Origin of the sequence: Serratia sp. BNK-4 (genome assembly GCF_048685115.1) — a bacterium.
GTDB classification, from domain to species: domain Bacteria; phylum Pseudomonadota; class Gammaproteobacteria; order Enterobacterales; family Enterobacteriaceae; genus Serratia; species Serratia bockelmannii.
Window position 1 is genome coordinate 4806331 of the sequence record NZ_JBLQTM010000001.1, and the last position, 21002, is coordinate 4827332.

A 21002-nucleotide genomic window follows, 5' to 3' on the forward strand; every position below is an offset into this window, starting at 1 on the left:
AGGCGATTGCTCAACATTTAGCTGTCTTTACAATTTAATCCAGCGACTCGAGCGGTAAAGACAGCGTTATCCGCTTTGCGCCGCGTTAACCGGGCGTCTTCAGGCCCGTCAGTTTAACGAAGCGCGAGGACGCCGCCGGGCTGCGCGGTGAGATTTCCCCGTCTTTGTGCAGTCCACCGCGCTCTTCGTAGCGCCAGCACAGCAGGCGATCCAGCCCAGGGCTGCCGGCGCAGGCCCAGCTCAGGTATTCGTCGGCGTCGCTCATCACCTGAACGTCCGGCGTGGCACTGGAGCGCAGGTGGCCGGAGAAGGGATGCAGACGCAGCGTAGACTGGCCGCTGTTACCGAGGCCGGAAATTTTCAGCACGCTTTGCCGGATGCTCCACAGCTGAGTTTCTGCCTCCAGCCGATCGTCCTGCGCACCGATCCAGGCACTTTCTGCCGGTGTCTGATGCGCGTGTTGCAGCGCGCTTTGCCGGGTGCCGCGCGCCCGCATCACTTCGATATCCAGTCCGACCTTGCCCTCGTCGCTAAGCAGTACGCCCACGGTGTTGCTGGCGTAGGCGAGGCTAAAATCGGGCAGCTGATGATCGGCGAAACAGGGGCGGCCGGTCGGCGTGGTGGCTATAGGGGGAGCGTCGGCAAGCCGTACAGGTAGAACATCATTTCGGCGAGCAGAATGCGCCCTTGCAGGTAGCGCGTGCGGCGCTTAACGGAAAAGGTGCGGGTGGCGGCTATCACTTCGTCGGAGAGTCTCTGGGTATCCAGGACAGCGGAGGCCGGGGTCCATCGGGCAAAATGACACGCCATTGTTCACTCCATGACAGAGGGTCGCTAAGAACGCAGGGGTGTTAGATTAAGACTAAGTTGAGGATTTATCATCAAAAAACACTATGCGGATTATCCTATTTATTAACGATGGAAGAGGTATCGTCCGACGCGGCATCGCTCCACCATTGGATCATTGATGCGTTCGGTGCCAAATCAAAGTATGGCTTGCCCAGCAAGTGATTGAGGATGCGCGCTGAACGCCAGGCCATCAGGCTCAGTCCGCCTTCTGCGCTGCCGTGGCTGTGTATCCCGGCATTTACCGCATAAATTCGATTTTGCTCCGGCCCGAGCCATTCAAGATTAAAATTCGGCAGCAGCGGTAGATGCTGCTTCGAATCGAGCGGGATGCGTGGCACCAAGGGTTTCAGGTACGCGGGCAGAGAGGCGCGATAGCCGGTGGCGAGAATGACGATATCAGCCCTGAAACTTTCCCGGCGATTTTCCAGACCGTGAAGCGTGCGCAGATGAAAAGCCTCATCCATTGATTCGACGGTCAGTAGAGTACGATGGGGCAGTAAACGCACATTGCGTGTCTGGCGCATCACGTCAAAACGCATATAAAGCTCACGGTACAAGGTTCGCAGCGTATGATTGCTGATGCCGTCTGCCGGCAATTTCTGTGTTTTGATTTCACGTGCGCGGATCTCGGCCGGCAGCGTATAGAAATAGTCGACGTATTCAGGAGTGAAATATTCGTTGGTGAAGGGGGACTCGTCCAGCGGCTGAAAATTGGGACGACGCGAGAGCCAATCCAGCTGTGCCGGCTCGCCCCAGTGTCCCTGCAACGCGTTCAAAAAAACATCGGCGCCGCTTTGTCCGCCGCCCACCACCATAACCCGCTTGCCGCTGAAGTCTGGATTGCGCAGGGCTATTTCGGCGGCATGCATGCAGTTTTCACCCAGCGCCGGGTAAAATGCTTCCGGCAACCAAGGGTCATGTCCGGTACCCAGACAGATATTTTTCGCCCACAGGGTCTGGTTGTGGGTACATACCTTGAACAAACCTTTTTCATCGTCGAAATCAATACGCTCTACGGACTGTGAAAACTGTAGTCCGTCTAACCTTTCGCAGGCCCAACTCAGGTAGTCGGAAAATTCTTCCCGGCTGATAATTTGCTGCTCGGTGATTAAAAAACGATAAATTTTTTTCTGTTCGACCAAGTAATTAATAAATGAAAATTGGCTGCGTGGGCTGACGGCGGTAACCAGATCTTGAAGTACATAGGTTTGCATATAAGCTGAGGGCAGCAGCATACCGGGATGCCAACGGAAGCTGGCGTTACGATCGAGAAAGGTATAATTGACGGCGCCGCTTTCGGCGGCCAGAGCGGCCAGACTGAGATTGAAAGGCCCCAATCCCACGCCGATCAAGTCTAAAGGTTCGTTCATGTAAGCTTATCTCTCACGCAGCAAAATTGATGAGATAAGCTTAGGTGAGTTTTGATGCCGCCGGGAGAAGTAACATGCGGGCGCCGAGTAGGATACGGCGCTCGCCGTCGATTATTTCCCGATACAGAAGCTTGAGAAGATACGGCCCAGCAGATCGTCGGAGGTGAATTCGCCGGTGATTTCACTCAGGGCCAGCTGCGCCTGGCGCAGTTCCTCGGCCAGCAGCTCCCCCGCGTAAGCGCTCACTAACTGTTCTTTACCCTTCACCAGGTGCTGTGCCGCCAATTCCAGCGCCTGCAGGTGGCGACGGCGCGCCAGAAAGCCGCCTTCCATATTGCTGGTGAAGCCCATGCTCTGTTTAAGATGATCGCGCAGCACATCGACGCCTTCGCCGGTGCGGGCCGACAGGCGAATAAGTGAGTGGTTATTCACTTCCGTCAGACCCAGCGTTTCACCGGTGATGTCGGCCTTGTTGCGCACCACGGTGATCGGCAGCGTGCCTGGCAGGCGCGCCATAAACTCCGGCCAGATCGCCGCCGGCTCGGTGGCGGCGGTGGTGGTGCCGTCAACCATAAACAGTACCCTGTCGGCCTGTTCGATCTCGTTCCACGCACGTTCGATGCCGATACGCTCTACTTCGTCGCTGGCATCGCGCAGGCCGGCGGTGTCGATGATGTGCAGCGGCATGCCATCGATATGGATATGTTCGCGCAAGACGTCGCGGGTGGTGCCGGCGATATCGGTCACGATCGCCGCCTCGCGCCCGGCCAACGCATTGAGCAGGCTGGATTTACCGGCATTGGGGCGCCCGGCTATCACTACCTTCATCCCTTCGCGCAGCAGGCTGCCCTGGCGCGCTTCACCGCGCACGTTGTCCAGATCCGCCATTACGTCGTTAAGCTGCGCCTCGATTTTACCGTCGGACAGGAAGTCGATTTCCTCATCCGGGAAGTCGATCGCCGCTTCCACGTAGATTCGCAAGTGAGTGAGCGCTTCCACGAGCTGGTGGATGCGGGTGGAGAACGCACCCTGCAGCGAGTTCATCGCCGAACGCGCCGCCTGCTCGGAGCTGGCGTCGATCAGATCGGCAATCGCTTCGGCCTGCGCCAAATCGAGTTTGTCGTTGAGGAACGCGCGTTCGGAGAACTCGCCGGGCCGTGCGATGCGCACGTCAGGGAGCGCCAGCACGCGCTTGAGCAACAGATCGAGGATCACCGGCCCGCCGTGGCCCTGCAGTTCCAGCACGTCTTCGCCGGTAAAGGAGTTCGGCCCCGGGAACCACAGCGCGATGCCCTGATCGAGGGTGGCGCCCGTGGCGTCGCGGAACGGCAGATAGTCAGCGTAGCGCGGCTTCGGCAGCTTGCCGAGCAACGCCTGGGCGACGTCTTTGGCCTTGCTTCCGGAAATGCGCAGAATGCCGACGCCGCCGCGTCCCGGCGGGGTGGCTTGGGCAACGATGGTATCGGTGGTGCTCATAACGGTTCTCTCTGACGATTAAGATGCAAAAAGGCGGTCTAATGACCGCCTTTGGGGTGACTGCAAGGGTCGGCGCGCCGAACCCCTACAATACGCTTAGCTTTTTTTCTTGTCGCGGCTGTGCAGACCGCGTTTTTCCAGACCACGGTAAATCAGCTGCTGCTGCAGGATGGTCACCAGGTTACTGACGATGTAATACAGCACCAGACCGGACGGGAACCACAGGAAGAACACTGTGAAGATCACCGGCATGAAGGTCATGATTTTCTGCTGCATCGGGTCAGTCACGGTGGTTGGCGACATCTTCTGAATGAAGAACATCGTCACGCCCATCAGGATTGGCAGGATGTAGTACGGGTCTTGCGCCGACAGGTCATGGATCCACAGGGCGAACGGCGCGTGGCGCAGCTCGACCGAGCCCATCAGCATGTAGTACAGCGCCAGGAAGATCGGCATCTGAATGATCAGCGGCAGGCAGCCGCCGAGCGGGTTCACTTTCTCCGACTTGTACAGCGCCATCATCTCTTGGCTCATGCGCTGTTTGTCATCGCCGATGCGCTCGCGCATCGCCTGCAGCTTCGGCTGCAGCATGCGCATTTTCGCCATCGAGGTGTACTGCGCCTTGGTCAGCGGGTACATGATGCCGCGCACGATGAAGGTGATGATGATGATGGAGAAGCCCCAGTTACCGATAAAGCCGTGGATGAACTTCAGCAGTTTGAACAGCGGCTGGGAGATGAACCACAGCCAGCCGTAATCCACGGTCAGGTCCAGGTGCGGCGCCAACTGGGCCATCTGGTCCTGCAGCTCCGGGCCGACCCACAGGGTCGCGTTCAGCTGCTGCTGAGCGCCAGGCTGCACCACGACCGGCGTAGATTTGAAGCCGATGGTGGACAGGTTGTCACCCGGTTTGGCGGTGTAGAAGGTGTTGTCACCTTTGGTCGCCGGTACCCACGCGGTGGCGAAGTACTGCTGCAGCATGGCGACCCAACCGTCTTTGGTGGTGACGCTCAGGTTTTCGTCTTTGTCGAACGCGTATTTCTGGTACTTGTCCTCGCTGGACGAGTACGCCGCGCCGCGGAAGGTGTGCAGCGCGAAGTTGCTGCTGCCGGTGTCGCGGTGCTTAGGCAATTCGGTGGTCTGCTTCAGCTGGCCGAACAGGGTCAGCTCCAGCGGCGTCGCGCCTTTGTTGTCGATGCTGTAATCCACGCCGACCGCATAGTGATTGCGTTTGAGCACGAAGGTCTTGGTGTAGATCGCGCCGTCTTTATCGGTGTAGGTCAGCGGGATGCGCAGCTCGTCCTGGCCTTCCGGCAGGGTGTAGCTGTCCTGCGCCGCCTGATACAGCGGGCGCTCGCCGTTGGCCGGGTTGTCCGGGCCGTTTTTACCGGTCAGGCCGCTTTGTGCCTGATAGACGAACGACGGAGTGGTTTCCAGCAGTTGGAACGGAGTCGATGAACCCAGGGTATCCGGGTAGGCCAACAGTTTAGCCTGCTCGATATCGCCACCACGGGTGTTGATGGTCAGTGACAGCACGTCGGTGTTCACGGTAATCAGCTTACCCTGACCACTGGCTGGCACGGCCTGGCTGGCGGCATCACCGGCTACTGCGTTCGAAGTCTGTTGCGTGGTCTGTGCGGCCGGCTGCGGAGCATTGTCCGTTTGCCATGCCTGCCAGATCATGAAAGACACGAACAGCAGAGCGATGAGGAGAAGATTGCGTTGCGAATCCATCGTTAGTGTTCTCTGTTATCGTCGGTTTTTGGCGGCACCGGATCATCGCCACCTGGGTTCAAAGGGTGGCATTTTAATACGCGTTTCAATGCTAACCAACTGCCTTTTATCATGCCAAACCTGCTTAATGCCTCAATTGCGTAATGAGAGCATGTCGGCTGGAAGCGACAACGAGGCCCTAGCAGCGGACTGATGACGAGCTGATAGGCCCGCACCAGCCCGATCAGGATGCGGGAGCCTGGCGACAGTGGCGACGCCATAATTTATCCAAAGCTTCCGTCAGCGCGCGGTTATCCAAATCCGCTATCCCCTTTTTGGCCACCACGACAAAATCCATCGCCGGTAATTCGTGCTGACGCAAGCGGAAGCTTTCGCGGGTTAGGCGTTTGATCCGATTACGCTCGTGCGCGCGTTTGACGTGTTTTTTGGCGACGGTAAGACCGATGCGGGGATGCCCCAGCTGGTTCAGGCGGCCGAGGATGGTGATTTGCGGCGTGCCAGCCCGTTGTGGCTGCTGGAAGACGAAAGTGAAATGAGTGGGAGTTAACAAACGTAACTCCCTGGGAAAAGCGAGCTTAACCACTCAGCGGGTTAGCTTTATTACTTAGAAACAGTCAGACGAGCACGGCCTTTCGCACGACGGCGGGCCAGAACTTGACGACCATTTTTGGTGGCCATACGAGCACGGAAACCGTGGCTACGGTTGCGCTTCAATACGGACGGTTGGAAAGTGCGTTTCATAGCGATTTCTACCTAAACTTAAAATAATTACTGATCAGTAAACGCGTTTGGCTACTCGGCGTGAAGATGACCGACGCCTCAATCGCAATACATAAAGAAGCGGGATTGTAATAATTGTACAGTCCTGAGTCAATTCGCATCGCGCCAGCCTACCTGGTTGTCTGCCAATAACGGAACAAAATCCGGTCTTGGCCCGTGGTCACCGCAGAATCCTGTCTGGCTAATGACGCACCATAAGGAACCAGGTATCACACGTAGGGCGAAGATTATACGGACTCGGGGTGAAATCGCAAGGATCCCCGTGAGATCCTTTGCGCGCGATCCCAGGATCCGACGTGGATAACAGGGTATAACCGGTTGACAATGTAAAAAACGCGGCGCAGCGGCCGGGATCTGCGCGGTCATTCGGCGTTGGCGGTGAAAAGATCGCCGCCGGCCGCGGCCTGTGGATAAAATGGATCTAATCTGTGAGGAAGGGGAGGATCTCTTGCTCGGATTGCGCTATGATCCGTCATTCCGATCGCGATCCCTCATGCCGGGATCGTGAGGGACACAAACCGTGAAAGGCGGTTCGCATCCCCCACAGGCAAACAGCCGATGCCGGGTATGTGTCAAAAATCATGAGTTATAAAAAAGTTGCCCGTTTCTTTTCTTTATTGATCTTGTTCGAGTGGAGTCCGCCGTGTCACTTTCGCTTTGGCAGCAGTGTCTTGCCCGATTGCAGGATGAGTTACCTGCCACAGAATTTAGTATGTGGATTCGCCCATTGCAGGCGGAACTGAGTGACAACACCCTGGCGCTGTACGCGCCTAACCGTTTTGTGCTGGATTGGGTTCGCGATAAGTACTTAAACAACATCAATGGTCTGCTGAATGATTTCTGCGGCACGGATGCGCCTTTGCTGCGTTTTGAAGTCGGCAGCAAGCCGATCACGCAGGTGATCAGCCAGACCGTGACCGCCAGCGTCAGCAGCGCCCCTGCGGCCCCGGCGGCGCGTACGGCTGCACCTTTGCGCCCGAGCTGGGACAACGCGGCAGCGCAGCCCGAGCTCTCTTACCGCTCCAACGTCAATCCTAAACACACCTTCGACAACTTCGTCGAGGGTAAGTCCAACCAGCTGGCGCGCGCGGCGGCTCGCCAGGTGGCGGACAATCCGGGCGGCGCCTACAACCCTTTGTTCCTGTATGGCGGTACCGGCCTGGGTAAAACTCACCTGCTGCACGCGGTCGGCAACGGCATCATGGCGCGCAAGGCCAACGCCAAAGTGGTCTACATGCACTCGGAACGCTTCGTGCAGGACATGGTCAAAGCGTTGCAAAATAATGCCATCGAAGAGTTTAAGCGCTACTACCGTTCGGTCGACGCCTTACTTATCGATGACATCCAATTTTTCGCCAACAAGGAGCGTTCGCAGGAAGAGTTCTTCCATACCTTTAACGCCCTGTTGGAAGGCAATCAGCAGATCATCCTGACCTCGGATCGCTACCCTAAAGAGATCAACGGGGTGGAAGATCGCTTGAAGTCCCGCTTCGGTTGGGGGCTGACGGTGGCGATCGAGCCGCCGGAGCTGGAAACCCGCGTGGCGATCCTGATGAAAAAGGCCGACGAAAACGACATTCGCCTGCCGGGCGAAGTGGCGTTCTTCATCGCCAAGCGCCTGCGTTCCAACGTGCGTGAGCTCGAAGGGGCATTGAACCGCGTGATCGCCAACGCCAACTTTACCGGCCGGGCTATCACCATTGATTTCGTGCGCGAAGCGCTGCGCGATCTGCTGGCGCTGCAGGAAAAGCTGGTCACCATCGACAATATCCAAAAGACGGTGGCGGAGTATTACAAGATTAAAGTCGCGGATTTGCTGTCCAAGCGGCGTTCGCGATCCGTTGCCCGCCCGCGCCAGATGGCGATGGCGCTGGCGAAGGAACTCACCAACCACAGTCTGCCGGAAATCGGCGATGCGTTTGGTGGCCGCGACCATACCACGGTGTTGCACGCCTGCCGGAAGATCGAGCAGCTGCGTGAGGAAAGTCACGACATCAAAGAAGATTTCTCCAATTTAATCAGAACATTATCTTCATAGCGCTATGAAATTTATCGTTGAACGTGAGCATCTGCTAAAACCGCTGCAACAGGTGAGCAGCCCGCTGGGCGGCCGCCCGACCTTGCCGATCCTGGGCAACCTGCTGTTGCAGGTGACGGAAGGCTCCCTGCTGCTGACTGGCACCGATCTGGAGATGGAGATGGTGGCGCGCGTCGCCCTGTCCCAACCGCATGAGCCGGGCGCGACCACCGTGCCTGCGCGCAAATTCTTTGATATCTGCCGTGGCCTGCCGGAAGGGGCGGAGATCGCCGTCACGCTGGAGAGCGAGCGCATGCTGGTGCGGTCCGGCCGCAGCCGTTTCTCACTGTCTACGCTGCCGGCGGCGGACTTCCCGAACCTGGACGACTGGCAGAGCGAGGTGGAGTTCACCTTACCGCAGGCGACGCTGAAGCGCCTGATCGAAGCTACCCAGTTCTCGATGGCCCATCAGGACGTGCGTTACTACCTGAACGGCATGCTGTTTGAAACCGAAGGCGAAGAGCTGCGCACCGTCGCGACCGACGGCCACCGCCTGGCGGTGTGCTCGATGCCGATCGGCCAGCAGCTGCCGTCGCATTCGGTGATCGTGCCGCGTAAAGGGGTGATGGAGCTGGTGCGCCTGCTGGACGGCGGCGATTCGCTGCTGCAGTTGCAGATCGGCAGCAACAACATTCGCGCCCACGTCGGCGATTTCATCTTCACGTCGAAGCTGGTTGACGGCCGTTTCCCGGACTATCGTCGCGTCTTGCCGAAGAACCCGGATAAAACGCTGGAAGCCGGCTGCGATCTGCTCAAGCAGGCGTTTGCCCGCGCAGCCATTCTCTCGAACGAGAAATTCCGCGGCGTGCGGCTGTACGTCAGCCAGAACCAGCTGAAGATCACCGCCAACAACCCGGAGCAGGAAGAGGCGGAAGAGATCCTCGACGTCAGCTACGACGGCGCGGAGATGGAGATCGGTTTCAACGTCAGCTACGTGCTGGACGTGTTGAACGCGCTCAAGTGTGAAGACGTGCGCCTGCTGTTGACCGACTCGGTCTCCAGCGTGCAGATCGAAGACGGCGCCAGCCAGGCGGCGGCCTACGTTGTCATGCCAATGCGGTTGTAGTCTCGTTACCTTGAATTACAGCACCGTCATCGGTAAAGAGATTGCATGGCTCTGACGCGTTTATTGATTAAAGACTTCCGCAATATCGAGGCGGCGGATTTGGCGCTAGCGCCGGGATTCAACTTCCTGGTTGGCGCCAACGGCAGCGGCAAGACCAGCGTGCTGGAAGCGGTGTATACGCTCGGCCACGGCCGCGCCTTTCGCAGCCTGCAGGCTGGTCGGGTGATTCGCCACGACCAACCGGAGTTCGTGTTGCATGGCCGCATCGAAGGTGCGGAGCGCGAGCTGTCGGTAGGATTGAGTAAGAGCCGTCAGGGTGACAGCAAAGTACGCATCGATGGCAGCGACGGCCACAAGGTGGCCGAGCTGGCGCAGCTGCTGCCCATGCAGTTGATCACCCCCGAAGGTTTTACCCTGCTGAACGGCGGGCCGAAATTCCGGCGCGCCTTCCTGGACTGGGGCTGTTTTCATAACGAACCCGGTTTTTTCACCGCCTGGAGCAACCTGAAACGGTTACTGAAGCAGCGCAATGCCGCGCTGCGCCAGGTGAGTCGCTATGCGCAGATCCGCGCTTGGGATCAGGAACTGATCCCGCTCGCGGAGCGCATCAGCGAATGGCGGGCGGAATACAGCGACGCGATCGCCGCGGATATCACCGCGACCTGTGCGCAGTTTCTGCCTGAATTCGGCCTGAGCTTCTCCTTCCAACGCGGCTGGGACAAAGAGAGCGACTACGGCGAGCTGCTGGAGCGCCAGTTTGAGCGCGACAGGGCGTTGACCTATACCGCGGTGGGGCCGCATAAAGCGGACTTTCGCATTCGTGCCGACGGCACGCCGGTAGAGGATTTGTTATCGCGCGGTCAGCTTAAGCTGCTGATGTGCGCGTTGCGCTTGGCGCAGGGTGAGTTTCTCACCCGGCAGAGCGGGCGGCGTTGCCTGTATCTGATTGATGATTTTGCCTCCGAGCTGGACACCGGCCGTCGCCGGTTGCTGGCCGATCGCCTGAAAGCCACCCAGGCCCAGGTTTTTGTCAGCGCAGTCAGCGCTGAACAAGTGACCGACATGGCCGGTGAAAAGGGCAAGATGTTCCGCGTGGAACAGGGTAAAATAGAGGTTCAACCACAGGACTAAAATGAGCGAGAAACGTTGATGTCGAATTCTTATGACTCCTCAAGTATCAAGGTATTAAAAGGGCTGGATGCGGTGCGCAAGCGCCCGGGCATGTATATCGGCGATACCGATGACGGCACCGGTCTGCACCACATGGTATTCGAGGTTGTGGACAACGCTATCGACGAAGCGCTCGCGGGCCACTGTAGTGACATTCAGGTCACCATCCATGCCGACAACTCGGTATCGGTGCAGGATGACGGCCGCGGCATTCCGACCGGCATTCACCCTGAAGAAGGGGTTTCAGCCGCAGAGGTCATCATGACCGTGCTGCACGCCGGCGGTAAATTCGACGACAACTCCTATAAAGTTTCCGGCGGCCTGCACGGCGTGGGCGTCTCGGTGGTTAACGCCCTGTCGGAGAAACTGGAGCTGGTGATCCGCCGCGAAGGCAAAGTGCACGAACAAACTTACAGCCACGGCGAGCCGCAGGCGCCGCTGAACGTGGTGGGCGAAACCGAGCAGACCGGCACCATGGTGCGCTTCTGGCCGAGCCACCAGACCTTCACCAATGTGACCGAATTCGAGTATGACATTCTGGCCAAGCGTCTGCGCGAGCTGTCCTTCCTCAACTCCGGCGTGTCTATCCGCCTGAAGGACAAGCGTACCGACCGTGAAGACCACTTCCATTACGAAGGCGGCATCAAGGCGTTTGTCGAGTACCTGAACAAGAACAAAACCCCGATCCACCCGAACGTGTTCTACTTCTCGACCGTGAAAGACGACATCGGCGTGGAAGTGGCGCTGCAGTGGAACGACGGTTTCCAGGAAAACATCTACTGCTTCACCAACAACATCCCGCAGCGCGACGGCGGCACGCACCTGGTCGGTTTCCGTACCGCGATGACCCGTACGCTGAACAGCTACATGGAGAAGGAAGGCTACAGCAAGAAGGCCAAGGTCAGTGCCACCGGCGATGACGCACGTGAAGGCCTGATCGCCGTGGTCTCGGTGAAGGTGCCGGATCCGAAGTTCTCTTCTCAGACCAAGGACAAGCTGGTCTCTTCCGAGGTGAAAACCGCGGTTGAAACGCTGATGAACGAGAAGCTGGTGGATTACCTGATGGAGAATCCAGGCGACGCGAAAATCGTGGTCGGCAAAATCATCGACGCGGCGCGCGCGCGCGAAGCGGCGCGTAAAGCGCGTGAGATGACCCGCCGCAAAGGCGCACTGGATCTGGCCGGCCTGCCGGGCAAGCTGGCGGACTGCCAGGAACGCGACCCGGCGTTGTCCGAACTGTACCTGGTGGAAGGGGACTCCGCGGGCGGCTCTGCCAAGCAGGGGCGCAACCGCAAGAACCAGGCTATCTTGCCGCTGAAGGGGAAAATCCTCAACGTCGAGAAAGCGCGTTTCGACAAAATGCTCTCCTCGCAGGAAGTGGCGACGCTGATCACCGCGCTGGGTTGCGGCATCGGCCGCGACGAGTACAGCCCGGACAAGCTGCGTTATCACAGCATCATTATCATGACCGATGCCGACGTCGACGGTTCGCACATCCGTACGCTGCTGTTGACCTTCTTCTATCGCCAGATGCCGGAAATCATCGAGCGTGGCCACGTGTTCATCGCACAGCCGCCGCTGTACAAGGTGAAGAAAGGTAAGCAAGAGCAGTACATCAAAGATGACGAGGCGATGGATCAGTACCAGATCGCTATTGCGATGGACGGCGCTACGCTGCACACCAATGCCAGCGCACCGGCGCTGGGTGGCGAACAGCTGGAAAAACTGGTGGCTGAGCACTATGGCGTGCAGAAGCTGATCGGCCGCATGGAGCGCCGCTACCCGCGCGCGCTGCTGAACAGCCTGATCTATCAGCCGACGCTGAACGAAGGAGATCTCAGCGATGAAGCCAAGGTGAAAACCTGGATTGCTTCGCTGGTGCAGGCGCTGAACGACAAAGAGCAGCACGGCAGCAGCTATGACTTCGTTATCTTCGAGAACCGCGAGCGCCAGATGTTCGAGCCGGCGCTGCGCATCCGCACCCACGGCGTGGATACCGACTATAAGCTGGACTTCGACTTCATCCACGGCGGCGAATACCGCAAGATCTGTCAGCTGGGCGAGAAGCTGCGCGGGCTGGTCGAAGAGGGCGCGTTCATCGAGCGCGGCGAACGCCGTCAACCGGTAGACAGCTTCGAGCAGGCGTTGGAGTGGCTGGTGAAAGAGTCGCGCCGCGGCCTGTCGGTGCAGCGTTATAAAGGTCTGGGCGAGATGAACCCGGAGCAGCTGTGGGAAACCACCATGGATCCTGAAAGCCGCCGTATGCTGCGCGTGACCGTCAAGGATGCCATCGCTGCCGATCAGCTGTTCACCACGCTGATGGGCGATGCGGTTGAACCGCGCCGCGCCTTTATCGAAGAAAACGCCCTGAAAGCGGCGAACATCGATATCTGATGCGTTAATGGCTGTGAAAATCCGCGCCGGGCGACCCGCGCGGATTTTTTTTGCGCCTTTTTTGGCGCTGACAGCCGAGGCTGAAACGCGTTAGCATGGGAAAAAACCACTGGGAGAAGCGTTGAATGGCTATTGAACTGATTGCGATCGACATGGACGGCACGTTGCTGGATCCGCAGCACCAAATCACGCCGGCGGTAAAGCAGGCTATCGCGGCGGCGCGGCGCAAAGGGGTGCACGTGGTGTTGGCCACCGGGCGGCCTTATGTCGGCGTGCAGGATTATCTGCGCCAGTTGGACATTCAGGGCCCCGGCGATTTCTGTATCACCTATAACGGCGCGCTGGTGCTGCGTGCGGTTGACGGCGCCTGCATTCTGCAAGAAACGCTGGGCTTTGAGGATTATCTGCACTTTGAGCAGATGGCGCGCGAGTTCGGCGTTCACTACCAGGCGTTTGATTTCGATACCCTGTATACCCCGAACAAGGATATCGGCAAGTACACCATACACGAGGCGGAAATGACCGGTATTCCGCTGAAATACCGCAGCGTGGAAGAGATGGATCGCCAGATGCGTTTCCCTAAAGTGATGATGATCGACGAGCCGGAGCTGTTGGACCGCGCTATCGCGCGCATCCCGGCGGAAACGCGCGAGCGTTATACCATCCTGAAAAGCGCGCCTTATTTCCTCGAGATCCTGCACAAGAACGTCGATAAGGGCGCCGGGGTGAGAATGCTGGCCGAGCATTTGGGCGTGGCGCGGGAAAACATCATGACGCTGGGGGATCAGGCCAACGATACGGCGATGATCGAATATGCCGGCGTCGGCGTAGCGATGGGCAACGCCATTCCCGAACTGAAAGCGGTGGCGCAGTTTGTCACCAGCGCCAATACAGAGGACGGCGTGGCGCGCGCTATCGAGAAGTTCGTGCTCAACGCCTGATAACGCGTGGGCGCTGCGGCGCCCCTTTATACTTTCGCCAACACCCCTTTGGCGATCTGCAGATCCTGAATCGCCAAGCCGGTGAGATCGGCGATGGTGATGTGCTGCGGCTCGCGTCGTACCCGCCCTCCCTGCGCCAAGACGGCGCCCATTTCGACGATTGGCGTTGAAATCAGCCTGTTTTGCCGATAAGCCGTCGCGATCTCGCCATAGTCCGCGCACTGCGTCAGGGCATCGACCAGCAGCGCGTCTGCGTTGGCCACCAAATCGGTCGCCAGTTCCTGCTTGCCGGGCGCGTCGGCGCCCACGGCGGTGATGTGCGTGCCGGGCCGAATATCCGCCGCCTGCAATATCGGTTCGCGGCTGGGCGTGGTAGTCACGATCAGCCGACAGTGCGCTGCCAGTTCCGCCGCATTCTGCGTAACCCGCACCCGAAAACCCTCGGCTTCGGCATCGCGCCGATACGCCGCCAGCGCCTGTTCGTCTCGTCCCCACACCCATACGTCTCGGCAATCGGTCACCGGTTTCAGGCATTGCAGCTGCAGCCGCGCCTGCAGACCCGTGCCGACCATGCCGATCGCCTGAATATGCGGCGGCGCGCACAGCTCGGCGGCGATGCGTCCGGCCAGGGCGGTGCGCAGCGCGGTCAGCCAGCCTTCATCTTGCAGCAGCGCCTGTGGTTCGCCGGTCTGGGCGGAAAACGCCATCACCAGCCCTTGATTGCTCGGCAGGCCGTGTTCGGCGTTGCGATAGAAACCGGCGGAGATCTTGACCACGAACAGTTCGTCACCTTCCAGCCAGGCGGATTTGATGCAGCAGTCGCCGGCGGCACGCTCGAACAGGAAATGCTGCACCGGCGGTTGTTGCACTCGCTGTTGCGAGTAGGCGATAAAACCCTGCTTCAGCAGCGGCGTTATGGTCTCGGCGTCGAACGCGGCGAGGATTTGCTGCCGATTAAGGATGTGCATCGGCGATGGCCTTGAGGTATTTCTCCAGCACGATGTTCTTGCCGCACAGTACCACCGCTACCTTTTTACCCTGGTATTCCGGCGCCAGTTTGATCGCCGCCGCCAGCGCCACGCCGGCCGCGCCTTCGATAATCCAGCGATCGCTGGCGGCGATCCGGCGCATCGCGTGTTTGATCTCTGCTTCGCTAACCAGCACTTTGCGGTCGATCAGCTGTTGGCACAGCGGAAAGGTCACGGCGCCCGGCTCGACGCCGCCGGCGGTGCCGTCGGACAGGGTTTCTTGCTCTTCCACCGGGAAGATATGGCCCGCTTCCAACGCGCTGTACAGGCTGGTGGCGTTTTCCGGCCAGCAGGCGATAAGCTGCGTGTTCGGCGACAGTTGCCGCAGAACGGTGCCGATGCCGGCGATATAGCCACCGCCGCCCACCGCCACGAACACCGCGTCCAGATCGGTGAGTTGTTCAACCAGCTCCATGCCGCAGGTGCCCTGGCCGGCGATCACCTGCTCGTCGTTATACGGCGAGATATAGGTTTTTCCCTGTTCGCGTGCGGCCTGTTCCCCCGCCAGTTCGGCGTTCAGCGCATCGCCCGGCACCAATTCCACGGTGCCGCCCAGTGCACGAATGGTGTCGAGCTTGATGCTCGCGGCCGTCTCTGGCGCATAAACCGTGACGCCAACCCCCATCAGGTACCCCGCCAGGGCGACCGCTTGGCCGTGGTTGCCGGTTGAGGCGGCGATCACGCCGCGCCGGCGTTGCTCGTTATCCAGCAGCCGCAGCTTGTTGCTGGCGCCGCGAAATTTAAAGGAACCGGTGTGCTGCAGGTGATCGCATTTCAAATACAGCTCGCAGCCCAATTGCTGAGAAAGCAGTACGCTGCGCTCCAATGGCGTGACCCGCACCTGAGGGCGCAGTTGCTGATGGGCAGAAACAATGGCATCGAAGAGGGGATTCATACCGGCTCCAGAATGTCTTGGACTTAAAAATCCAGTTTGTACTTTTTTGTATTGATTGTAAACCCTGCCATCCGACCAGCGGGTAAGCCGGCCAGCAAACGGCAATGGCCGGAGAAGAGCATCGGGTTGGCGGTGAAAGTAATCATTAACCTGTCGTTTAGCGACACGATTTTTTATTTATTTGCGTTAAGAAAGGCGCTGCCGCTGAATTATTTTGATCAAGTAAATGAGAATGAAAAAATAGCGCTCGCGGCATCTGCCTATACGGCATGGGCACCGCTGAGTTTCACTGCCTGGAATACGGCCGCCTACCCGGGCGTTTATTTCCTGCCGGCGCCGCCGAGCGGCTTAAATGATAAGACGCTGAAAAATAATTGCGCCAAAATGCCCCCGGGCGCCTCTCGCTGGCCATATGAAACGCTGCCGCCGATCCGGTAAGATGGCCGTTCAGTGCCAGCATGCGCAGGAGAGCCGCCATGAGCCATCGGGAAAAACAACTGACTTTCGACCCACGCGGGCATCAGTTAACCAATATCAACGTCTGGACGCCGGATAGCCAATGGCTGGCTTATGACGTGCGCCCGCGCGGCGCCTCTTTCACCGGCCTTAGCATCGAGCGGGTCAACGTCACCAGCGGCGCGGTGGAGGTGGTTTATCGCGCCCAGCACGGTGCCCACGTCGGTGTGGTTACGGTCAGCCCCGATGCGCCGGCGCGCTACGTCTTCATCCACGGCCCGGAACATCCGGACAGCGCCTGGCAGTATGATTTTCACCACCGCCGCGGGGTGATCGTCAGCGAACCGGATCGCGAGTTGGCCATTACCCTCGACGCGCTGGATATCACGGCGCCCTACACGCCCGGTGCGCTGCGCGGCGGCAGCCATGTGCACGTTTTCAGCCCGGACGGCAGCCGCCTCAGCTTTACCTACAACGATCACGTGATGCATGAATGCGATCCGGCGCGCGATCTGCGCAACGTCGGCGTGGCTGTGCCGCTGCACGGGGTCAATCCGCCGAAACAGCATCCCCGTGAGTATGACGGCAGCCACTATTGCGTGCTGGTCAGCGAGACCGTGCCGCAGCCGCAGCCGGGCAGCGATCAGATCAATCGCGCCTACGAAGAGGGCTGGATTGGCCGCGAAGGTTACCGTAAGGCCGACGGCCGCCGGCAGCGCTGGGCGCTGGCATTTATCGGCGATACGCTGTCCGCCGCCGGTGAGAAGCTGCCGGAGGTGTTTATCGTCGATCTGCCGGAGAACGACGCCGACTACGCCAGGGAGGGTGCTCTGCCGCTGCAGGGGACGGAAAGCGAGCTGCCGGCGCCGCCGCTTGGCGTCAGGCAGCGGCGGGTAACCTTTACCGGGGAGCGTCGTTTTCCGGGCGTCGCCGGTGCACCGCGCCATTGGCTGCGCAGCTCGCCGGACGGCAGCCAAATCGCATTTTTGATGAAGGATGACGGCGGCGTGGTACAGCTGTGGACGGTGTCGCCGAACGGCGGTGAGCCGCGCCAGGTCAGCCGCGCCGAGCATGACATCCAGTCGGCGTTCAGCTGGCACCCGCAGGGCGGGGCGATAGCCCTGGTGTGTGACAACAGCGTGATGCTGTGTGAGGTCGCCAGCGGCCGCCTGCAGCGTTTAACGCAGCGCAGCCTGCAGCCGCCGTCGGGGGATGCCGTGGTGTTTTCGCCGGATGGCAAGAAAGTGGCGTTTATGCGCGAGATTGCCGGATTCAACCAGATCTTTGTGGTTGAGGCGTAAGGCGGGCCTGATGGCCCGCTGCGTGCGTGATTAGTGTGTGGCGGTGCTGTCGTTGCCCTCGCCGGGGTTGCCGGTTGCCGCCAGATTCTGCTGCTCGCTGCGCAGGATGCGCGCTTTTGGCGAGTCTGCGGTGGCGTCATTGCCTGAACGCAGATAGTCGTAAGGCAGCAGCACGGTATCCATCACTGCGGAGAACGGCAGATCCAGCGCCACCAGCGGCATCATCGCCCAGCTGGTGTTGTCGTCCTTCAGCATGTCCACGCTGGCGCGGGTGCCGGGATAGTAACCCTGATTCGGGCCGGTATGGCTCATCACGCTGGAGCAACCGCTGGTCGCCAACAACATGCAGCCCGTCGCTATCGCTTTCATCGTCGTCATTAATCCATCCTGCAGGGTTGCTGTGCCCCTAAATTAAGCTGATTTATAACATCCTGTTGCTGCTTTAAAAGAAGCAAAATCCCGCTCTGTGGCGGCTCTCTCACTTTAGTGTAAGTGGTAAAAAAACTTTCACCTAACCGAAAAGCGCTTTTTTTGATCCTCGCCCGTTGAATTGATGAAATCAACCCCCATTTTATCATCAGAGCCGGATTGAGAATTTGCCGTAAGGGAATTCTGGCTTAATTAGCCTGTCCAGAATGGAAGGCGTATTTATTTCAACCTCGCTGAAGTGCCTTAGGAGGCTGTTTTATGCGTAATTTCGATCTTTCTCCACTATACCGTTCCGCCATTGGTTTCGATCGCCTGTTCAACGCGCTGGAGGCCGGCCAGAGCCAGGGCAACGGCGGTTATCCTCCTTATAATGTCGAGCTGGTGGACGAAAACCATTATCGCATCGCCATTGCGGTAGCCGGGTTTGCCGAGCAGGAGCTGGAGATCACCACGCAAGATAATCTGCTGATCGTGCGCGGTGCGCACAATAACGAACCGGCAGAAAAAACCTATTTATATCAGGGCATCGCTGAGCGTAATTTCGAGCGTAAATTCCAGCTGGCCGAACATATTCAAATTAAAGGCGCCAAACTGGAAAACGGCCTGCTGTATATCGATATGCAGCGCATCGTGCCGGAAACATTAAAACCGCGCCGTATCGAAATTAAATAATTCCGTTTTCGCCGGCAGGAGCGCTGTCGGCAAATATGCAGTAATAATCCGCCTGCCGTCAGGGGGCTGAATAAACACATCTCGCTTAATGAAAGGAGTTGTTCCTATGCGTAATTACGATCTATCCCCGCTTCTGCGTCAATGGATTGGTTTTGATAAACTGGCCAGTTCAATGGGCGGCCAGGAACCCCAGGGGTTCCCGCCGTATAACATCGAGAAAAGCGATGACAATCACTACCGCATTTCTCTGGCGCTGGCCGGTTTCCGGCAGAGCGAACTGAATATCGAAGTGGAAGGGCCGCGGCTGACCGTCAGCGGTAAACCCACGCCGCCGGAAAAACAGGTCGAGTACCTGCATCAGGGGTTGGTGTGCAAAGAGTTCCAGCTGACCTTCACTCTGGCGGAACACCTGCAGGTATCCGAGGCCAAATTTGAAAATGGCCTGTTGCACATCGATCTGGTGCGTCAGGTGCCGGAAGCCTTGCAGCCTCAGCGCATTGCCATCGGCGCGACGCCGGAGCTGGAAGCCAAATAACCGACTGAAAAACGGTCATCATCATGCGGGGGAGATCCAGACGGATCTCCCCCGTTGCGTTATGTGGCGCACGCCACAGTCCCCCCGTCTGCCCGATGCCATAATCCTTGTTAATTGTGTGTCTTTGTCCGCAAATCCCATGTTCAACTTTGGCAAGGATGTGACCTATGAGCGATATCGCCCTGACCGTCAGCATGTTGGCGCTGGCGGCCGTCATTGGGCTGTGGATGGGGAACTGGAAACTGTACGGCGTCGGGCTGGGCATCGGCGGCGTGCTGTTCGGCGGCATTCTGGTCGGCCACTTTGCCCAGAGCGGGCAAATCAGCCTGAATGGTGACATGCTGCACTTTATCCAGGAGTTTGGCCTGATCCTGTTCGTTTACACCATCGGCATCCAGGTCGGTCCCGGTTTCTTCTCTTCGCTGCGCGTCTCTGGTCTGCGCCTCAACGCCTTCGCGGTGCTGCTGGTACTGACCGGCGGCGCAGTGGCGGCGGCGGTGCACAAGCTGTTCGACGTGCCGCTGCCGATCATCCTCGGCGTGTTCTCCGGCGCGGTCACCAACACCCCGGCGCTGGGCGCCGGTCAACAAATCCTGACCGATCTCGGTTCCGATCCGGCGTTGGTGGACGGCATGGGGATGGGCTACGCCATGGCCTACCCGTTCGGCATTTGCGGCATCTTGCTGGTGATGTGGCTGATCCGATTGGTTTTCCGCATCAACATCGAGCGCGAGGCGCAGGCGTTTGAAAACAGCCTGGGCAATCAGCGTGAGCTGCTGCACGCCATCAACGTGGCGGTGCGCAATCCCAACCTGCAGGGCATGGCGATTAAGCAGGTGCCGTTGCTCAACGGTGAAGCGATCGTCTGTTCGCGCCTCAAGCGCGGAGAGCTGCTGATGGTGCCGGCGCCGCACGAGCGGCTGGAACTTGGCGACTACCTGCATCTGGTGGGCAAGCGTGAAGATCTGGAGAACGCCCGGCTGGTGATAGGCGAAGAGGTGGACGCCTCGCTGTCGACGCGCGGCACCGCGCTGCAGGTGGTGAGGGCAGTGGTGACCAACGAGCAGGTGCTGGGCAAGAAAATCCGCGATCTGAACCTGAAGCAGAAGTATGACGTGGTAATTTCACGCCTCAACCGCGCCGGCGTCGAGCTGGTGGCCGGCAGCAACGTGACGCTGCAGTTTGGCGACATTCTCAACCTGGTCGGCCGGCCGGAGGCCATCGACGCGGTGACGGCAATCGTCGGCAACGCCCAACAAAAACTGCAGCAGGTGCAGATGCTGCCGGTCTTTATCGGCATCGGTCTCGGGGTGCTACTGGGCTCCATTCCGCTGTTTGTGCCCGGCTTCCCGGCGGCATTGCGGCTGGGGCTGGCCGGCGGGCCGTTGGTGGCGGCGCTGATCCTGGGGCGCATCGGCAGTATCGGCAAGCTGTATTGGTTTATGCCGCCGAGCGCCAACCTGGCGCTGCGCGAACTGGGCATCGTGCTGTTTCTGGCGGTGGTCGGTTTAAAATCGGGCGGCAATTTTATCGATACGTTGCTGCACGGCGAGGGGCTGACATGGATTGGTTATGGCGCGTTAATCACCGCCATTCCGCTGCTGAGCGTCGGTATTCTGGCACGCACGGTGGGCAAGATGAACTACCTGACGCTGTCCGGCATGCTGGCGGGATCGATGACCGATCCGCCGGCGCTGGCCTTCGCCAACGGTCTGCATCCCACCAGCGGCGCTGCCGCGCTGTCTTACGCCACCGTGTATCCGTTGGCGATGTTCCTGCGCATCATGTCGCCGCAGCTGCTGGCGGTGCTGTTCTGGACGTTGTAGTGC

The 21002-nt window shown here is 59.1% G+C and carries 19 protein-coding genes and 1 pseudogene; 10 read left to right on the plus strand and 10 right to left on the minus strand.

Features of this window, described 5'->3' with window-relative positions:
* Positions 1-85: 85 nt before the first annotated feature.
* The 7 genes and pseudogenes from ACMGGW_RS22825 to rpmH form a co-directional block, all read right to left on the minus strand.
* Positions 86-810: pseudogene (locus tag ACMGGW_RS22825) on the minus strand (4'-phosphopantetheinyl transferase family protein).
* A 95-nt stretch (positions 811-905) separates the two neighbouring features.
* On the minus strand, positions 906-2219 hold the full coding sequence (locus ACMGGW_RS22830) for a lysine N(6)-hydroxylase/L-ornithine N(5)-oxygenase family protein (protein ID WP_025304754.1): 1314 nt from the start codon (positions 2217-2219) through the stop codon (positions 906-908).
* Positions 2220-2330: 111 nt separating this feature from the next.
* Positions 2331-3695: a tRNA uridine-5-carboxymethylaminomethyl(34) synthesis GTPase MnmE gene (gene mnmE, locus ACMGGW_RS22835; RefSeq protein ID WP_197832566.1), complete on the minus strand. Its 1365-nt coding sequence runs from the start codon at positions 3693-3695 to the stop codon at positions 2331-2333.
* A gap of 96 nt (positions 3696-3791) precedes the next feature.
* On the minus strand, positions 3792-5429 hold the full coding sequence (gene yidC / locus ACMGGW_RS22840; RefSeq protein WP_025304756.1) for a membrane protein insertase YidC: 1638 nt from the start codon (positions 5427-5429) through the stop codon (positions 3792-3794).
* Between the two features lie 2 nt (positions 5430-5431).
* Positions 5432-5689: a membrane protein insertion efficiency factor YidD gene (yidD, locus tag ACMGGW_RS22845; RefSeq protein WP_004933881.1), complete on the minus strand. Its 258-nt coding sequence runs from the start codon at positions 5687-5689 to the stop codon at positions 5432-5434.
* Positions 5653-6012, minus strand: coding sequence for a ribonuclease P protein component (gene rnpA / locus ACMGGW_RS22850; protein ID WP_004933883.1), 360 nt, complete (start codon positions 6010-6012; stop codon positions 5653-5655). The genes yidD and rnpA overlap by 37 nt, the downstream gene beginning before the upstream one ends.
* 17 nt (positions 6013-6029) lie before the next feature.
* Entirely contained in the window at positions 6030-6170 is a 141-nt protein-coding gene (rpmH, locus tag ACMGGW_RS22855) for a 50S ribosomal protein L34 (protein ID WP_000831330.1), read from the minus strand.
* A 682-nt stretch (positions 6171-6852) separates the two neighbouring features.
* On the opposite strand from rpmH, the gene dnaA reads away from it, so the two are divergent.
* The 5 genes from dnaA (at position 6853) to yidA (ending at position 13857) form a co-directional block, all read left to right on the plus strand.
* Positions 6853-8247, plus strand: a complete 1395-nt coding sequence (dnaA, locus tag ACMGGW_RS22860; protein WP_071826153.1) for a chromosomal replication initiator protein DnaA — start codon at positions 6853-6855, stop codon at positions 8245-8247.
* Positions 8248-8251: 4 nt separating this feature from the next.
* A complete protein-coding gene (gene dnaN / locus ACMGGW_RS22865; protein WP_004933892.1) occupies positions 8252-9352 on the plus strand; it encodes a DNA polymerase III subunit beta in 1101 nt (366 codons plus the stop codon).
* 45 nt (positions 9353-9397) lie between these two features.
* Positions 9398-10483 (plus strand): DNA replication/repair protein RecF, encoded by a 1086-nt coding sequence (recF, locus tag ACMGGW_RS22870; RefSeq protein ID WP_025304758.1) that lies wholly within the window; start codon positions 9398-9400, stop codon positions 10481-10483.
* 18 nt (positions 10484-10501) lie between these two features.
* Positions 10502-12916 carry a DNA topoisomerase (ATP-hydrolyzing) subunit B gene (gene gyrB, locus ACMGGW_RS22875; protein ID WP_025304759.1) on the plus strand — a complete coding sequence of 805 codons (2415 nt, stop codon included), beginning with the start codon at positions 10502-10504 and terminating at the stop codon, positions 12914-12916.
* 125 nt (positions 12917-13041) lie between these two features.
* The gene (yidA, locus tag ACMGGW_RS22880) at positions 13042-13857 is read left to right on the plus strand and encodes a sugar-phosphatase (RefSeq protein WP_025304760.1); all 816 of its coding nucleotides are present in this window, start codon (positions 13042-13044) and stop codon (positions 13855-13857) included.
* A gap of 26 nt (positions 13858-13883) precedes the next feature.
* Here yidA and ACMGGW_RS22885 read toward each other — a convergent pair whose 3' ends face one another.
* Together ACMGGW_RS22885 and ACMGGW_RS22890 are read right to left on the minus strand one after the other, a co-directional pair.
* Positions 13884-14825 (minus strand): ornithine cyclodeaminase family protein, encoded by a 942-nt coding sequence (locus ACMGGW_RS22885; RefSeq protein ID WP_025304761.1) that lies wholly within the window; start codon positions 14823-14825, stop codon positions 13884-13886.
* Complete coding sequence (locus ACMGGW_RS22890; protein ID WP_089181466.1) at positions 14812-15780, minus strand: threonine/serine dehydratase; 969 nt, start codon at positions 15778-15780, stop codon at positions 14812-14814. Before ACMGGW_RS22890 ends, ACMGGW_RS22885 begins: the two co-directional genes overlap by 14 nt.
* A gap of 36 nt (positions 15781-15816) precedes the next feature.
* Here ACMGGW_RS22890 and ACMGGW_RS22895 point away from each other — a divergent pair, with 36 nt between their 5' ends.
* Both ACMGGW_RS22895 and ACMGGW_RS22900 read left to right on the plus strand, forming a co-directional pair.
* Positions 15817-16218 (plus strand): hypothetical protein, encoded by a 402-nt coding sequence (locus tag ACMGGW_RS22895; protein ID WP_197826758.1) that lies wholly within the window; start codon positions 15817-15819, stop codon positions 16216-16218.
* A gap of 38 nt (positions 16219-16256) precedes the next feature.
* The gene (locus tag ACMGGW_RS22900) at positions 16257-17537 is read left to right on the plus strand and encodes a DUF3748 domain-containing protein (protein ID WP_197832567.1); all 1281 of its coding nucleotides are present in this window, start codon (positions 16257-16259) and stop codon (positions 17535-17537) included.
* A 30-nt stretch (positions 17538-17567) separates the two neighbouring features.
* Here the strand turns inward: ACMGGW_RS22900 and ACMGGW_RS22905 are convergent, their stop codons facing one another.
* Positions 17568-17915: a YceK/YidQ family lipoprotein gene (locus ACMGGW_RS22905; RefSeq protein ID WP_016929593.1), complete on the minus strand. Its 348-nt coding sequence runs from the start codon at positions 17913-17915 to the stop codon at positions 17568-17570.
* A 309-nt stretch (positions 17916-18224) separates the two neighbouring features.
* Here ACMGGW_RS22905 and ibpA point away from each other — a divergent pair, with 309 nt between their 5' ends.
* From ibpA to ACMGGW_RS22920, 3 genes are all read left to right on the plus strand, one after another.
* Positions 18225-18638 (plus strand): small heat shock chaperone IbpA, encoded by a 414-nt coding sequence (gene ibpA / locus ACMGGW_RS22910; RefSeq protein WP_004933919.1) that lies wholly within the window; start codon positions 18225-18227, stop codon positions 18636-18638.
* Between the two features lie 106 nt (positions 18639-18744).
* A complete protein-coding gene (gene ibpB / locus ACMGGW_RS22915) occupies positions 18745-19173 on the plus strand; it encodes a small heat shock chaperone IbpB (protein ID WP_004933922.1) in 429 nt (142 codons plus the stop codon).
* A 167-nt stretch (positions 19174-19340) separates the two neighbouring features.
* Positions 19341-20999, plus strand: a complete 1659-nt coding sequence (locus ACMGGW_RS22920; protein ID WP_049204658.1) for a putative transporter — start codon at positions 19341-19343, stop codon at positions 20997-20999.
* Positions 21000-21002 lie beyond the last annotated feature (3 nt).

Bases quoted from the DNA above. Each gene is read 5' to 3' on its own strand.
- ACMGGW_RS22830 (WP_025304754.1), bottom strand. From the start codon at position 2,219: ATGAACGAACCTTTAGACTTGATCGGCGTGGGATTGGGGCCTTTCAAT.
- mnmE (WP_197832566.1), bottom strand. From the start codon at position 3,695: ATGAGCACCACCGATACCATCGTTGCCCAAGCCACCCCGCCGGGACGC.
- yidC (WP_025304756.1), bottom strand. From the start codon at position 5,429: ATGGATTCGCAACGCAATCTTCTCCTCATCGCTCTGCTGTTCGTGTCT.
- yidD (WP_004933881.1), bottom strand. From the start codon at position 5,689: ATGGCGTCGCCACTGTCGCCAGGCTCCCGCATCCTGATCGGGCTGGTG.
- rpmH (WP_000831330.1), bottom strand. From the start codon at position 6,170: ATGAAACGCACTTTCCAACCGTCCGTATTGAAGCGCAACCGTAGCCAC.
- dnaN (WP_004933892.1), top strand. From the start codon at position 8,252: ATGAAATTTATCGTTGAACGTGAGCATCTGCTAAAACCGCTGCAACAG.
- recF (WP_025304758.1), top strand. From the start codon at position 9,398: ATGGCTCTGACGCGTTTATTGATTAAAGACTTCCGCAATATCGAGGCG.
- gyrB (WP_025304759.1), top strand. From the start codon at position 10,502: ATGTCGAATTCTTATGACTCCTCAAGTATCAAGGTATTAAAAGGGCTG.
- yidA (WP_025304760.1), top strand. From the start codon at position 13,042: ATGGCTATTGAACTGATTGCGATCGACATGGACGGCACGTTGCTGGAT.
- ACMGGW_RS22885 (WP_025304761.1), bottom strand. From the start codon at position 14,825: ATGCACATCCTTAATCGGCAGCAAATCCTCGCCGCGTTCGACGCCGAG.
- ACMGGW_RS22890 (WP_089181466.1), bottom strand. From the start codon at position 15,780: ATGAATCCCCTCTTCGATGCCATTGTTTCTGCCCATCAGCAACTGCGC.
- ACMGGW_RS22900 (WP_197832567.1), top strand. From the start codon at position 16,257: ATGAGCCATCGGGAAAAACAACTGACTTTCGACCCACGCGGGCATCAG.
- ACMGGW_RS22905 (WP_016929593.1), bottom strand. From the start codon at position 17,915: ATGACGACGATGAAAGCGATAGCGACGGGCTGCATGTTGTTGGCGACC.
- ibpA (WP_004933919.1), top strand. From the start codon at position 18,225: ATGCGTAATTTCGATCTTTCTCCACTATACCGTTCCGCCATTGGTTTC.
- ibpB (WP_004933922.1), top strand. From the start codon at position 18,745: ATGCGTAATTACGATCTATCCCCGCTTCTGCGTCAATGGATTGGTTTT.
- ACMGGW_RS22920 (WP_049204658.1), top strand. From the start codon at position 19,341: ATGAGCGATATCGCCCTGACCGTCAGCATGTTGGCGCTGGCGGCCGTC.